At 71.7% G+C, this 12,635-nt stretch carries 14 protein-coding genes; 9 read left to right on the top strand and 5 right to left on the bottom strand.

Annotated elements, in window-relative coordinates:
* The first annotated feature begins 63 nt into the window (after positions 1 to 63).
* From BLQ91_RS10195 to BLQ91_RS10180, 4 genes are read left to right on the top strand one after another with little or no spacing between them, the layout of a single operon-like run.
* Positions 64 to 831 carry an enoyl-CoA hydratase family protein gene (locus BLQ91_RS10195; protein ID WP_090096470.1) on the top strand — a complete coding sequence of 256 codons (768 nt, stop codon included), beginning with the start codon at positions 64 to 66 and terminating at the stop codon, positions 829 to 831.
* Positions 806 to 1,603 (top strand): CoA transferase subunit A, encoded by a 798-nt coding sequence (locus BLQ91_RS10190; RefSeq protein ID WP_090096469.1) that lies wholly within the window; start codon positions 806 to 808, stop codon positions 1,601 to 1,603. The genes BLQ91_RS10195 and BLQ91_RS10190 overlap by 26 nt, the downstream gene beginning before the upstream one ends.
* A complete protein-coding gene (locus BLQ91_RS10185; RefSeq protein ID WP_090096468.1) occupies positions 1,600 to 2,313 on the top strand; it encodes a CoA-transferase subunit beta in 714 nt (237 codons plus the stop codon). Before BLQ91_RS10190 ends, BLQ91_RS10185 begins: the two co-directional genes overlap by 4 nt.
* Positions 2,310 to 3,359, top strand: coding sequence for an NAD(P)H-dependent flavin oxidoreductase (locus BLQ91_RS10180; protein ID WP_090096467.1), 1,050 nt, complete (start codon positions 2,310 to 2,312; stop codon positions 3,357 to 3,359). Before BLQ91_RS10185 ends, BLQ91_RS10180 begins: the two co-directional genes overlap by 4 nt.
* Here the strand turns inward: BLQ91_RS10180 and BLQ91_RS10175 are convergent.
* The 4 genes from BLQ91_RS10175 to BLQ91_RS10160 are packed head-to-tail and all read right to left on the bottom strand — an operon-like array spanning position 3,343 to position 6,920.
* Entirely contained in the window at positions 3,343 to 4,488 is a 1,146-nt protein-coding gene (locus tag BLQ91_RS10175) for an acetyl-CoA C-acetyltransferase (RefSeq protein WP_090096466.1), read from the bottom strand. The genes BLQ91_RS10180 and BLQ91_RS10175 overlap by 17 nt on opposite strands.
* Positions 4,489 to 4,501: 13 nt before the next feature.
* Positions 4,502 to 5,098, bottom strand: coding sequence for a TetR/AcrR family transcriptional regulator (locus BLQ91_RS10170; protein ID WP_090096465.1), 597 nt, complete (start codon positions 5,096 to 5,098; stop codon positions 4,502 to 4,504).
* A 14-nt stretch (positions 5,099 to 5,112) separates the two neighbouring features.
* Entirely contained in the window at positions 5,113 to 5,856 is a 744-nt protein-coding gene (locus tag BLQ91_RS10165) for an SDR family oxidoreductase (RefSeq protein WP_090096464.1), read from the bottom strand.
* A complete protein-coding gene (locus BLQ91_RS10160) occupies positions 5,853 to 6,920 on the bottom strand; it encodes an acyl-CoA dehydrogenase family protein (RefSeq protein WP_090096463.1) in 1,068 nt (355 codons plus the stop codon). Before BLQ91_RS10160 ends, BLQ91_RS10165 begins: the two co-directional genes overlap by 4 nt.
* 78 nt (positions 6,921 to 6,998) lie before the next feature.
* Here BLQ91_RS10160 and BLQ91_RS10155 point away from each other — a divergent pair, with 78 nt between their 5' ends.
* Genes BLQ91_RS10155 through BLQ91_RS10135 form a run of 5 tightly spaced genes read left to right on the top strand, consistent with a single transcriptional unit; the run spans position 6,999 to position 12,175 of the window.
* Entirely contained in the window at positions 6,999 to 8,438 is a 1,440-nt protein-coding gene (locus tag BLQ91_RS10155) for a FadD3 family acyl-CoA ligase (RefSeq protein WP_281199330.1), read from the top strand.
* Positions 8,435 to 9,265: an enoyl-CoA hydratase gene (locus BLQ91_RS10150; protein WP_090096461.1), complete on the top strand. Its 831-nt coding sequence runs from the start codon at positions 8,435 to 8,437 to the stop codon at positions 9,263 to 9,265. Before BLQ91_RS10155 ends, BLQ91_RS10150 begins: the two co-directional genes overlap by 4 nt.
* Positions 9,265 to 10,356 (top strand): acyl-CoA dehydrogenase family protein, encoded by a 1,092-nt coding sequence (locus BLQ91_RS10145; protein WP_090096460.1) that lies wholly within the window; start codon positions 9,265 to 9,267, stop codon positions 10,354 to 10,356. The genes BLQ91_RS10150 and BLQ91_RS10145 overlap by 1 nt, the downstream gene beginning before the upstream one ends.
* A complete protein-coding gene (locus BLQ91_RS10140; RefSeq protein ID WP_090096459.1) occupies positions 10,353 to 11,156 on the top strand; it encodes an acyl-CoA dehydrogenase family protein in 804 nt (267 codons plus the stop codon). Before BLQ91_RS10145 ends, BLQ91_RS10140 begins: the two co-directional genes overlap by 4 nt.
* Entirely contained in the window at positions 11,153 to 12,175 is a 1,023-nt protein-coding gene (locus BLQ91_RS10135; RefSeq protein ID WP_090096458.1) for an acyl-CoA dehydrogenase family protein, read from the top strand. The genes BLQ91_RS10140 and BLQ91_RS10135 overlap by 4 nt, the downstream gene beginning before the upstream one ends.
* Before the next feature lie 9 nt (positions 12,176 to 12,184).
* Here the strand turns inward: BLQ91_RS10135 and BLQ91_RS10130 are convergent, their stop codons facing one another.
* A complete protein-coding gene (locus BLQ91_RS10130) occupies positions 12,185 to 12,604 on the bottom strand; it encodes a helix-turn-helix domain-containing protein (RefSeq protein WP_176959651.1) in 420 nt (139 codons plus the stop codon).
* Positions 12,605 to 12,635 lie beyond the last annotated feature (31 nt).

Genomic DNA, 12,635 nt, shown 5'->3' with positions numbered 1-12,635 from the left:
CTACCCCGGTCGCTCCGGCACTGCTAAATTACCAAGCAATCGCTTGGTTCGGAAGGCGGCGCGATGGGGATCTCCAGCAGCCACACCGAAAACGGCATCGTCGAGGTCACCATCGACTACCCCCCGGTCAACGCCGTCCCCTCCCGTGGCTGGTTCGACCTGGCCACGGCGGTCACGTCCGCGGGCGAGGACCCGCGAGCGCGGGTGGTGGTCCTGCGCGCGGAGAACCGCGGGTTCTGCGCGGGCGTCGACCTCAAGGAGATCCAGCGCGCGGAGGGCTACAACGCGCTCGTGGCGGCCAACCGCGGGTGCGCCAAGGCGTTCGCGGCCGTCTACGACTGCGAGGTGCCGGTGATCGCCGCCGTCAACGGGTTCTGCCTCGGCGGCGGTGTCGGGCTGGTCGGCAACGCGGACGTCGTCGTCGCGTCCGACGACGCCACGTTCGGACTGCCCGAGGTCGACCGCGGCGCGCTCGGCGCGGCCACCCACCTCGCGCGGCTCGTCCCGCAGCACCTCATGCGCACGCTCTACTACACGGCCCGCAACGTCAGTGCGCAAACCCTGCACCACCACGGCAGCGTCGTCGAGGTCGTGCCCCGCGCACAGCTCGACGACGCGGCGCGCGAGATCGCGGAAGAAATCGCGAAGAAGGACACCACGGTGATCCGCGCCGCCAAGGAGGCGATCAACGGCATCGACCCGCAGCGCGTGCACCGGAGCTACCGCTTCGAGCAGGGCTTCACCTTCGAGCTGAACCTCACCGGCGTGTCGGACCACGCCCGGCAGGCCTTCCTGGACGGAGACCATGCGCGACAAGCGAATGACGGCTGACGAGGTCGTGGGCGGGATCGAGGGCGGGATGACCGTCGGCATCGGCGGCTGGGGCTCGCGGCGCAAGCCGATGACCCTGGTCAAGGCCCTGCTGCGGTCCGGCGTCACCGACCTCACGGTCGTGACGTACGGCGGTCCGGACGCCGGTCTGCTGTGCGCGGCCGGCAAGGTCCGCAAGCTGGTCTACGGCTTCGTCTCGCTCGACTCGATCCCGTACGACCCGTGGTTCAAGCGGGCGCGCGAGACCGGTGCGATCGAGGTGCTGGAGCTCGACGAGGGCATGCTCCAGACGGGGCTGCGCGCCGCCGGGCACCGGTTGCCGTTCCTGCCGATCCGGGCGGGCCTCGGGTCGGACGTGCTGCGGTGCGCGCCGGAGCTCAAGACCGTGCGATCTCCTTACGACGACGGCGAGGAGCTGGTCGCGATGCCCGCGCTCAAGCTCGACGTGGCTCTCGTGCACCTCAACCGCGCCGACAGGCACGGCAACGCCCAGTACCTCGGGCCGGACCCGTACTTCGACGACCTGTTCTGCCTGGCCGCGGACAAGAGGTACGTCTCGTGCGAGCAGGTCGTCGAGACGTTCGACGGACCGCCGCAAACCCTGCTGCTCAACCGGATGATGGTGGACGGCGTGGTGGAAGCACCAGGTGGCGCGGGGTTCACGAGCTGCGTGCCCGACTACGGCCGTGACGAGGCCCTCCAGCGCGAGTACGCCAGCGCCGCCACGGACCTGGAGCAGTGGCCGGACTTCTACGAGAGGTTCCTCGGATGAGCGACATCACGCGCGCCGAAGTCTGCGTCGCCGCGTGCGCCGACCTGTTCCTCGGCGCCGGGGAGACGCTCGCCAGCCCGATGGGCCTCATCCCGTCCCTCGGCGCGAAGCTCGCCCGGCTGACGACCGAACCCGGCCTGCTGCTCAGCGACGGCGAGGCGTTCCTGCTCACGGCGGAGTCCGCTGTGGAGGGGTGGTTGCCGTACCGGAAGGTGTTCGACGTCGTCGCGCACGGCCGCCGGCACGTCGTGATGGGCGCGAACCAGGTCGACCGGTTCGGCAACCAGAACATCTCCGCGATCGGCGACCACGCGCGGCCCACGCGCCAGCTCCTCGGCTTCCGGGGCGCGCCGGGCAACACGATCAACCACCGCACCAGCTACTGGGTGCCGCGGCACAGCCCGCGCGTGCTCGTCGAGGCGGTCGACGTGGTGTCCGGAGTCGGCTACGACCGGGCCGTGGGGCCCTTCCACGACGTCCACCGCGTCGTCACGAACCTCGCCGTGCTCGACTTCGCCACCCCGGACCACTCGATGCGGATCGTGTCCGCGCACCCCGGCGTGTCCGTCGACGAGGTGCGGAGGCAGACGTCGTTCCCCCTGGTCGCCGACGGGGTCACCGAGACCAGGCTCCCGACCGGCGAGGAGCTCGACCTGATCAGGACGAGGCTCGACCCGCACGCCACGCGCGACAGGGAGGTGCCGCGGTGAGGACCGCGTTCACCGACCTGGTCGGCGTGCGGCACCCGGTCGTGCAGACCGGCATGGGCTGGGTCGCGGGCCCGCGGCTCGTGTCCGCGACCGCCGAGGCCGGTGGGCTCGGCATCCTCGCCTCGGCCACGATGACCTACCCGGAGCTCGAAGCCGCCATCAGGGAGACCCGCTCGCGCACCACCGCGCCGTTCGGCGTCAACCTGCGCGCGGACGCCCACGACGCACCGGAGCGGATCGACCTGCTCATCCGCGAACGGGTCCGGGTCGCTTCGTTCGCGCTGGCCCCGAAACCGGACATGATCGCGAAGCTGCACGACGCCGGTGTCGTCGTGATCCCGTCGGTCGGCGCTGCCCGGCACGCCGAGAAGGTCGCGAAGTGGGGCGCGCACGCCGTGATCGTCCAGGGCGGTGAGGGCGGTGGCCACACCGGCGGCGTGGCCACGACCCTGCTGCTGCCGAGCGTGCTGGACGCCGTGGACGTCCCGGTGGTCGCGGCCGGCGGCTTCTTCGACGGACGCGGACTGGCCGCCGCGCTCGCGTACGGCGCGGCCGGCATCGCGATGGGCACCCGGTTCCTGCTCACGCGGGAGAGCACGGTGCCGGACGCGGTCAAACAGGCCTACCTGCGACGGGACCTGAACGGCACGGTGGTGACCACCCGCGTCGACGGCCTGCCGCACCGGGTCCTGCGGTCGGACCTCGTCGAGCACCTCGAGAGGTCCGGCCGGGTCAGCGGCCTGGCCAGGGCCGTCGCCAACGCGGCCCGGTTCCGGCGGCACACCGGGCTGTCCTGGCGCGCGATGATCCGCGAGGGCCTGGCCCTCAGGCACGGCAGGGACCTCACGTGGTCGCAGGTCGTCATGGCCGCGAACACGCCGATGCTGCTCAAAGCCGGTCTGGTCGAGGGCAGGACCGACGCGGGCGTGCTCGCGTCCGGCCAGGTCGCCGGACTGCTCGGCGACCTGCCCACGTGCGCGGACCTGGTCGAGGGGATCGTGCGGGACGCCGAGGCGGCGATCGACCGGCTCAGAGCCGTTCGATGATGGTCACGTTCGCCTGGCCACCGCCCTCGCACATCGTCTGCAACCCGAACCGGCCGCCCGTCCGCTCCAGCTCGTGCAGCAACGTCGTGAACAGCTTCGTGCCGGTCGCGCCGATCGGGTGGCCGAGCGCGAGCGCTCCCCCGTTGACGTTGACCCTGCCGAGGTCGATCTCCAGCTCCTTGGCCCACGCCAGCGCCACCGACGCGAACGCCTCGTTGATCTCGAACAGGTCGATGTCCGCGAGGGACATCCCGGCGCGTTCCAGCGCGTACCGGGTGGCCCGGATCGGCGCGGTCAGCATGTAGATCGGGTCGGACCCGCGCGCCGACAGGTGGTGCACGCGTGCCCGCGGCGTCAGCCTGTGCTCGCGCACGGCCCGTTCCGACACCACCAGCACCGCGGAGGCGCCGTCGGAGATCTGCGACGACAGCGCGGCGGTGGTCCGGCCGCCCGGCCGCAACGGCGCCAGCTTCGCCATCTTCTCGGCGCTGGTGTCCGGGCGCGGGCACTCGTCGGCCGCCACGCCGTTGACCGGGGCGATCTCGCGGTCGAACCGGCCCTCCTTGATCGCGGTGATCGCGCGGAGGTGGCTCTGCAGCGCGAACTCCTCCATCTCGCGCCGCGACAGGTCCCACCGCACGGCGATCAGGTCGGCCGCGCGGAACTGCGAGACCTCCTCGTCGCCGTAGCGGTGCCGCCAGCCCTCGCAGCCCTCGAACGGGCCGTCCGCCCGTGGACCGGCCGTCATGGCCGACCCGATCGGCACCTGCGACATGTTCTGCACGCCACCCGCGACCACGACGTCGGCCGTGCCGCTCATGACCGCCTGCGCCGCGAAGTGCAGCGCCTGCTGGCTCGAGCCGCACTGCCGGTCGACCGTCACGCCCGGCACCTGTTCCGGGAACCCCGCCGCGAGCCACGACGTGCGCGCTATGTCGCCCGCCTGCGGGCCGACGGTGTCCACGCACCCGAAGATCACGTCGTCGACGTCCGTGGGGTCGACGTCGACCCGGTTGAGCAGTGCGGTGATCACGTGCGCGCCGAGATCGGCGGGGTGCACGCGGCTGAGCTCGCCACCGCGCCTGCCCGCCGGGGTCCGCACCGCCTCGATGATGTACGCCTCGGCCACGAGGGCCCTCCTTCTACGTCTTCGAGTTCGTCCGGCGTCCCGTGGCGATGCCGTCGAGCAGGATGGCGAGGTACTGGTCGGCCACCGTCTCCGCGGACAGGTCGCCGTCCGGCCGGTACCAGCGCACGGCCACCCACACCGTGTCGCGGATGAACCGGTACGCCACGTCGACGTCGAGGTCGGCGCGGAACACGCCCGCGCTGATGCCCTCCTCCAGCAGCACCGTCCACAGCTTGCGGAACTCCACGCTGCGGTCCTCGATGTAGGAGAACCGCTCCAGCGGCGCCAGGTGCTTGGCCTCGTTCTGGTAGATCGCGACCGCGGCGTGCCGGGTGTCGATCGCCTCGAACGACGCCACGACCAGCGCCTTGAGCGTCTTCTTCGGACCGACGCCGGCCTCGACGATCTCCCGGTACCGGGTGAACAGCTCGTCCAGGAACGTCCGCAGGATCTCGTCCACCATCGACTCCTTCGAGTCGAAGTGGTGGTAGAGGCTGCCGGACAGGATGCCGGCCGCGTCCGCGATGTCCCTGACCGTGGTCTGCCCGTAGCCTCGGTCGGCGAACATCTGCGCGGCGAGCTCCAACAGCTCGGCCCTCCGGGTGCTCATCGGTCGTTCCTCTCTCACGGGTGCTGACTGCTCACCGAGACGACCTCGCCTGTCAGGTAGGACGAGTAGTCGCTGGCGAGGAACACGATCACATTCGCGACCTCCCAGGGCTCGGCGGCGCGCCCGAAAGCCTCGCGGGACGCCAGTTCGGTCAGCAACTCCTCACTGGTGACCTTGGCCAGGAACGGGTGCGCCGCCAAGCTCGGCGCGACGGCGTTCACCCGGATGCCGTGCTCGGCGACGTCCATCGCGGCGCACCTGGTGAGCGCCATGACCCCCGCTTTCGCTGCCGCGTAGTGGGCTTGACCCCTCTGGGCGCGCCAGCCGATCACACTGGAGTTGTTGACGACGACACCGCTTCGTTGGACGACCATTTGGCGCAGTGCGGCCCTGGTGCAGCGGAAGGTGCCGTTCAGCGTGACGTCGAGGACCCGCGACCACTCCTCGTCGGCCATGTCGAGGACCGAGTTCTCGCCCCCGAGGCCGGCGTTGTTGACCATCACGTCGATGCGGCCGTAGCGCTCGACCGTCTCGTCGACCAGCCGCTGCACCTGCTGCTCGTCGGTGACGTCGCACGGGATGGCGTGGGCGGCGCCCAGTGCCTCGTGGGTCTGCCCGAGGCGGCGTTCGTGCCAGTCGCTGATGACGACGGTGGCGCCTTCTTCGAGGCACCGCTTCGCGGTCGCCGAGCCGATGCCGGTGCCCGCCGCGGCCGTGACCACGACGACCTTGCCCTTCAGCAGGTCGTGGCCGGTCATCGCGGCAGCCCCAGGACGCGGTGGGCGATGATCTCGCGCTGGATCTCGTCCGAGCCGCCGTAGATGGTCTCCGCGCGGCTGAACAGGAACAGGCGCTGCCACTCGTTGTCGTCGATCATCGACTCGGGTCCGAGCGAGTCCACCGCGAGCTCGCCGAGCCTGCGGTGCCAGCCCGCCCAGAACAGCTTCAGCACGGACGCCTCCGGTTCGTCCTCCAGGGTCCTCAGCGTGTGCGAGCGCATGACGTGCAGCTCCACCCACGCCCTGGTGAGCCTCTCGTCGGCCGGAGCCCGCGCCGTGATCGCGTCGAGCTGCCGCCGGAACGCGACCTGGTGGCCGAGCATCGCCGTACCGCGCTCGAAGCCGAGGGTGGCCATCGCGATCTTCCAGCCCTCACCGGGGCGGCCGACGACGTTCTCCCGCGCCGTGACCGCGCCGTCGAAGAAGACCTCGTTGAACTCGGACGTGCCGGTGAGCTGGCGGATCGGCCGCACCTCGATCCCCGGCTGGCGCAGCGGGACGAGCAGGTACGACAGGCCCTGGTGCCGCCGCGAGCCCGGTTCGGTGCGGCACAGCACGAAGATCCAGTCCGAGTGGTGCGCGTTCGACGTCCAGATCTTCTGGCCGTCGATCACCCACTGACCGCCTTCGAGCCGCGCCTTGGTCCGCACGGACGCCAGATCGGATCCCGCGCCCGGTTCGGAGTAGCCCTGGCACCACAGCTCTTCGAGGGTGCGGATCTTGGGCAGGAAGCGCTCCTTCTGCTCCGGCGTGCCGAACGCGACGAGCGTCGGGCCCAGCAGGCCTTCGCCGACGATGTCGACCTTCGCCGGGGCGTCGGCCTCCGCGTACTCCTCGTGGAAGACCACCTGTTCCTCGACGCTGCGCTCGCCGGGCCAGCCGAGGCACGTCCACCCGCTCCGGGCGAGGTGCCGGTGCCAGCGCAAGCGCCCCTCGAACGCCTCGTGCTCGCGGCCCGGTCCCCCCAGGCCGCGCAGCTGAGCGAACTCACCGACGAGGTTGGCGGACAACCATTCCCGCACCTCGCGCCGGAAGGACTCCATGCGCCATACTCTAACCTACCAAGCACTTGCTTTGGAGGCGTTGTGGCCGTAGATCCAAGCAGGCACACGGTTTCAGCCGTGCTCGACCGGGCCGCTGCTTCGTACATCGACGCGGAGGCGTTGGTGGACGGCGAGGTCCGGATCGGCTGGGCGGGACTGCGTTCCGCGGTGCTGGACGCCGCTCGCGCGCTCGTGGGGATGGGCGTGCGGCCGGGTGACCGGGTCGCCCTGTGCGCGCCCAACTCCGCTCAGTGGGTGGTCGCGGCACTCGGGGCGCTGCACGCGGGCGCGGCGCTCGTGCCGATCAACACGCGGTTCACCGCGACGGAGACCTTGGACGTGGTGCGCCGCAGCGCCGCCCGCGTGCTGGTCGTGGAGGGCGAGTTCCTGGGGCGTGACAGGGAGGCGGAGCTGCGGGCGTTGTCGCCGGAACTCCCGGAGGTGGTGCGGTTGCCGACGTCCTGGGTCCCGGCCGACGTGGACCTGCCCGCCCTGACCGGGGACCAGCTGTGCGACGTCATGTTCACGTCCGGGACGACCGGGCGCAGCAAGGGGGCGATGAGCGCGCACCGGCAGTCGCTCGGGGTGGCCGAGGCCTGGGCTTCGTGCGGCGAACTGACCTCGGCGGACCGCTATCTGATCGTCAACCCCTTCTTCCACACCTTCGGCTACAAGGCGGGGATCCTGGCGTGCCTGTCGAGCGGCGCCACGATCGTGCCGCAGCCGGTGTTCGACGTCGCCGAGACGATGCGGCTGGTCGAGCGGGAGCGGATCACCGTGCTGCCGGGTCCGCCGACGATCTTCCAGGCGCTGCTGGACCACCCCGGGCGCGCCTCGTTCGACCTGTCGAGCCTGCGACTGGCCGTCACCGGTGCCGCGGTCGTCCCGGTGGCGCTGGTCGAGCGCATGCGGTCGGAGCTGTCGCTGACCGTGCTCACCGCCTACGGGCTGACGGAGGCGGTCGTCGCCACCATGTGCCGGCCCGGCGACTCGCCGGAGACCGTCGCGCACACGTGCGGGCGCCCCCTGGCGGGGTTCGAGCTGCGGCTGGGCGAGCGGGACGAGGTGCTGTTGCGCGGCCCGAACGTGATGCTCGGCTACCTCGACGATCCCGAGGCCACGGCCGCCGCGGTCGACGCGGACGGCTGGCTGCACACGGGTGACGCCGGGACGGTCGACGAGCACGGGAACCTCTCGATCACCGACCGGCTCAAGGACATGTACATCTGCGGCGGGTTCAACGTCTACCCGGCGGAGGTCGAGCAGGCGCTGGCCCGGCTGCCGGGGGTCGCGGAGTCGGCGGTGGTCGGGACGGCCGACGCGCGGCTCGGCGAGGTCGGCGTGGCGCACGTCGTCACGGCGCCCGGTTCCACGCTGACGGCGGACGAGGTGATCGCGTTCTGCCGGGAGCGGCTCGCGAACTACAAGGTGCCGCGTGCGGTGGAGTTCCACCCCGCGCTCCCCCGCAACGCCATGGGCAAGGTCCTCAAAACCCGACTGCGCAAGGAGAACCCGTGACTGTGTCGTATGAGCGGCGGGACGCGGTCGCCGTCGTGACCATGAACCGCCCGGAGTACCGCAACGCGCAGAACTCGGCGATGACCTACGCGCTGGACGAGGCCTTCACCCGCGCGGTCGACGACGACGAGGTCAAGGTGGTCGTCCTGGCCGGTGCCGGCGACCACTTCTCCGCGGGCCACGACATCGGCTCACCGGGGCGTGACGTCGACACCTCGTTCGAACGCAAGGCAGTCCTGTGGTGGGACCACGTCGGCCGTGAGGGCGGCGACCTCCGGTTCGCGCGCGAGATGGAGGTCTACCTCGGGATGTGCCGCCGGTGGCGGGAGATCCCGAAGCCGACGATCGCGATGGTGCAGGGCGCGTGCGTGGCCGGTGGCCTGATGCTGGCGTGGGTCTGCGACCTGATCGTCGCCTCCGAGGACGCGTTCTTCGCCGACCCCGTGGTGCGCATGGGGATTCCCGGCGTCGAGTACTTCGCGCACCCGTGGGTCCTCGGCCCTCGTGCCGCGAAGGAGGTGCTGTTCACGGGTGACCGGTTCTCGGCCCGGCGCGCCCACGAGTGGGGCATGGTGTCGCGCGTCGTTCCCCGGGAGTCGCTGGAGGCGACCGTCTTCGAGCTGGCCGGGCGGATCTCGGCGATGCCGCGGTTCGGGCTGGCGCTCGCGAAGAAGGCGGTCAACCAGTCCGAGGACCTGATGGGGATGCGGGCCGGGATGGACTCGGTGTTCGGGCTGCACCACTTCGCGCACGCGCACAACGCCGAGGCCGGCACCGACGCGCTGGCCGGCATGGACGCCCGCGCGATGAAGAAGGCCTCCGGCTGATGGATCTTTCCCTTGACGCGTCGACTCTCGAGTTCCAGGCCGAGGTGCGCTCGTGGCTGGCGGCGCACGTCCGTCCGCTGTCCTCGATGGACACCGCGGAGGGCTTCGAGGAACACCGGGCCTGGGAACGCCTTCTCGCCTCTTCGCGGTTGTCGGTCGTCTCGTGGCCCGAGGAGTTCGGTGGCCGGGAGGCCTCACTGCTGCAGTGGCTGGTGTTCGAGGAGGAGTACCACGCCTCCGGCGCACCCGGCCGCGTCTCCCAGAACGGCATCTTCCTGCTCGCGCCGACGTTGTTCGCGCACGGCACGGACGAGCAACGCGCGCGGATCCTGCCCGCGATGGCACGCGCCGACGAGGTCTGGGCGCAGGCCTGGTCCGAACCCGAGGCGGGGTCGGACCTGGCGTCGCTGCGCAGCACCGCCGTCCGCCGCGACGGCGGCTGGCTGCTGCGCGGCCAGAAGACCTGGAGCTCCCGGGCGGCGTTCGCGGACCGCGCGTTCGGGCTCTTCCGCACCGGCCCCGGCGAACGCCACCGGGGCCTCACCTACCTGTTGTTCGACCTGCGCGCCCCCGGCGTGGCGGTGCGGCCGACAGCCCAGCTCGACGGCGAGCCGGGCTTCGCCGAGATCTTCCTCGACGACGTGTTCGTGCCGGACCGAGACGTCGTGGGCGAACCCGGCGACGGCTGGCGCGTGGCGATGAGCACCGCGGGCGACGAGCGCGGCCTGACCCTGCGCAGCCCGGGCCGGTTCACCGCCGCGGCCACGCGCCTGGTGGAGCTGTACCGCGAGAACCCCGATCCGGCGTTGCGCGACCGGGTCGTGGACGCGTGGATCGGCGCGCAGGCCTACCGCCTCCACACGTTCGGCGCGTTGTCGCAGCCGTTGAGCGGGCCTGCCGCGAGCGTGACGAAGGTGTTCTGGTCCGAGCTCGACGTGGCCCTGCACGAGACCGCGCTCGACCTGCTCGGCGAGGTGGCGCCGGGCTGGCGGGACGGGTGGTTGTTCTCGCTGGCGGGACCGATCTACGCGGGCACCAACGAGATCCAGCGCAACGTGATCGCCGAACGACTCCTGGGGCTGCCGCGATGATGTTCACGCTGTCCGCCGAGCAGACCGTCCTCGCCTCCGTGCTGCACGACTTCCTGGCCGCGGGCAGGACCGACCTCGGCGCGCTCGATCTGGACGAGGTGACCGACCCGGTGGACCTGGTGGTGGTGTTCGAGGAGCTGGGGCACCACGCGTCGGCCGGGTCCCTGGTCGAGTCCCTCGCGGTGCTGCCCGCCCTGGGGGTGGGTCCCGGCTCCGTCGCCTTCCCGCCCCTGGTGCCCCACGCCGTCGAGGCCGACCGGTACTTCCTGGTCCAGGGCTCCGACGTGCACGAGGCGTCCCCGACCTCGTTCCTGCGGTCCGTGGACCCGTCCCGCCGCCTGGCCGAACTGGCCGCGGGCCCGGTCGTCGCCACCGGCGTGCAGGCCGCCCGCGCGTTCGACCTGGGTGTCCTGACCTGCTCGGCCCAGCTCCTCGGCCTGGGCCGGGCGATGCTGGAGATGACCACCTCGTACGCCACGGCACGCGCGCAGTTCGGCCAGCCGATCGGCCGGTTCCAGGCCGTCAAGCACCACCTCGCGACTGTCCTGGTCGGCCTGGAGATGGCACGGCCCCTGGTCTTCGGCGCCGCGGTCACCATGACCTCCCGCGACGTGTCCGCCGCCAAGGTGGCCACCTCCGACGCCGCCTGGCGGGCCGCCCGCACCGCCCTGCAGGTGCACGGCGCCATCGGCTACACCGCCGAGCACGAGCTGGGCAGGTTCCTGCTGCAGACCCGAGCCCTGCGCACGGCGTGGGGCAGCCCGTCGACGCACCGGGCCCGAGTGCTGGAGGCGTTGTGACACCGGAACGGCTGGCGTTGCGCGACGCCGTCCGCGGCTTGCTCGACAGGCACTCGGACGTCCGCACGGCCATCGAGGCACCGCACGGCCACGACGAAGACCTCTGGGCGCGGCTGTGCGACATCGGTGTGCTCCCGATCCCCGAGGAGTACGGCGGCTCCGGCGCCGGGTTGCCGGAGACCCACGTGGCGCTGGGAGAACTCGGCCGCACCCTCACCCCGGCACCGCTGCTCGCCTCGACGCTCGCCTCGCAGGCGTTGCTGGCCAGCGGGAACGCCGAGGCGTGCGCCCGGTTGCTGCCCCGGATCGCCGGCGGGGAGATCGCCGCTCTCGCCTGGCCGTGGGCCGCCGGTGACGGGGTGAGCGTCGCGCCGCCGGATCACCCGGAGACCACCACGGCGGCTTCGGAGGGTCCTCTGGAGGGCAGCGTCCGCTACGTCCTGGACGGGGACACCGCCGAGATCCTGCTCGTCACGGACGGCGTCTCGCTGTACGAGGCCGACCCGGCCGGCGTCACCCGCTCGCACACCCCGGCGATGGACCCGACGCGCCGCCTCGCCACCGTCCGGCTGACCGGTGGTGCCGCCACGTACCTCGGGCCGTGGTCCTCCCGCGTGCGCGACATCGCGCTGGCGGCGTTGAGCGCGGAGCAGGTGGGTGCTGCCGCACGGGCGCTCGAGCTCACCGTCGAGTACACCAAGACGCGGGTCCAGTTCGGGAAGCCCATCGGGTCGTTCCAGGCCCTGAAGCACCGGATGGCCGACCTGCACGTGCTCGTGGAGACGGCGCGATCGGCCTCGCTCGCGGCGGTGGACGAGGTGTCGGCGGCGGTGGCGAAGGTGTACTGCTCCGAGGCCTTCTTCAAGGTCGCGGCCGAGATGGTGCAGATGCACGGCGGTATCGCGATCACCTGGGAGCACGACGCGCACCTGTACTTGAAGCGGGCGCACGGGAGCGGGCAGTTGTTCGGCAGTCCGCAGGTCCACCTGGGAAGACTCGCCCGCATCACCCGCGGGTGAGCGCGGCGGTCATGGACCCGCGTCGCCGTCCGGCCGCCTGAACCCCTCCCTCAGCACGCGGCGGAACTTCGGGCACTCCAGGTGCGACGGCGCCGGGCAGTCCGCGGCGTGCCGCAGGTCGTCGCGCATGGAGGCGAGCCTGCGGATGGTCGCGTCCAGCTCGTCCGCCTTGGCCGCGAGCATCGCGCGGTTCGGCGACGGACGGCCGTCGGGCGAGAACATCAGCGTGATCTCGTCGAGGGAGAACCCCGCCGAGCGGCAGACGGCGATCAGCGCCAGCTGTTCCAGCACGGCCGACGAGAACACGCGGGCCAGGCCGCGGCGGCCCAGGGACGCGATCAGGCCCCGTTCCTCGTAGTAGCGCAGGGTCGAGGCGGGCACGCCGGAGCGGCGGACGACCTCACCGATGCCGATTTCCGCGAAGTCCACGACACTTGACCTCAAGCCGACTTGAAGTAGG

The organism is Lentzea jiangxiensis (genome assembly GCF_900104175.1).
GTDB classification, from domain to species: domain Bacteria; phylum Actinomycetota; class Actinomycetes; order Mycobacteriales; family Pseudonocardiaceae; genus Lentzea; species Lentzea jiangxiensis.
The sequence above is the reverse complement of the archived record's forward strand: the minus strand, read 5'-3'. Positions and strand labels throughout refer to the sequence as shown.

Bases quoted from the DNA above. Each gene is read 5' to 3' on its own strand.
- BLQ91_RS10195 (WP_090096470.1), top strand. From the start codon at position 64: ATGGGGATCTCCAGCAGCCACACCGAAAACGGCATCGTCGAGGTCACC.
- BLQ91_RS10190 (WP_090096469.1), top strand. From the start codon at position 806: ATGCGCGACAAGCGAATGACGGCTGACGAGGTCGTGGGCGGGATCGAG.
- BLQ91_RS10185 (WP_090096468.1), top strand. From the start codon at position 1,600: ATGAGCGACATCACGCGCGCCGAAGTCTGCGTCGCCGCGTGCGCCGAC.
- BLQ91_RS10170 (WP_090096465.1), bottom strand. From the start codon at position 5,098: ATGAGCACCCGGAGGGCCGAGCTGTTGGAGCTCGCCGCGCAGATGTTC.
- BLQ91_RS10165 (WP_090096464.1), bottom strand. From the start codon at position 5,856: ATGACCGGCCACGACCTGCTGAAGGGCAAGGTCGTCGTGGTCACGGCC.
- BLQ91_RS10160 (WP_090096463.1), bottom strand. From the start codon at position 6,920: ATGGAGTCCTTCCGGCGCGAGGTGCGGGAATGGTTGTCCGCCAACCTC.
- BLQ91_RS10145 (WP_090096460.1), top strand. From the start codon at position 9,265: ATGGATCTTTCCCTTGACGCGTCGACTCTCGAGTTCCAGGCCGAGGTG.
- BLQ91_RS10140 (WP_090096459.1), top strand. From the start codon at position 10,353: ATGATGTTCACGCTGTCCGCCGAGCAGACCGTCCTCGCCTCCGTGCTG.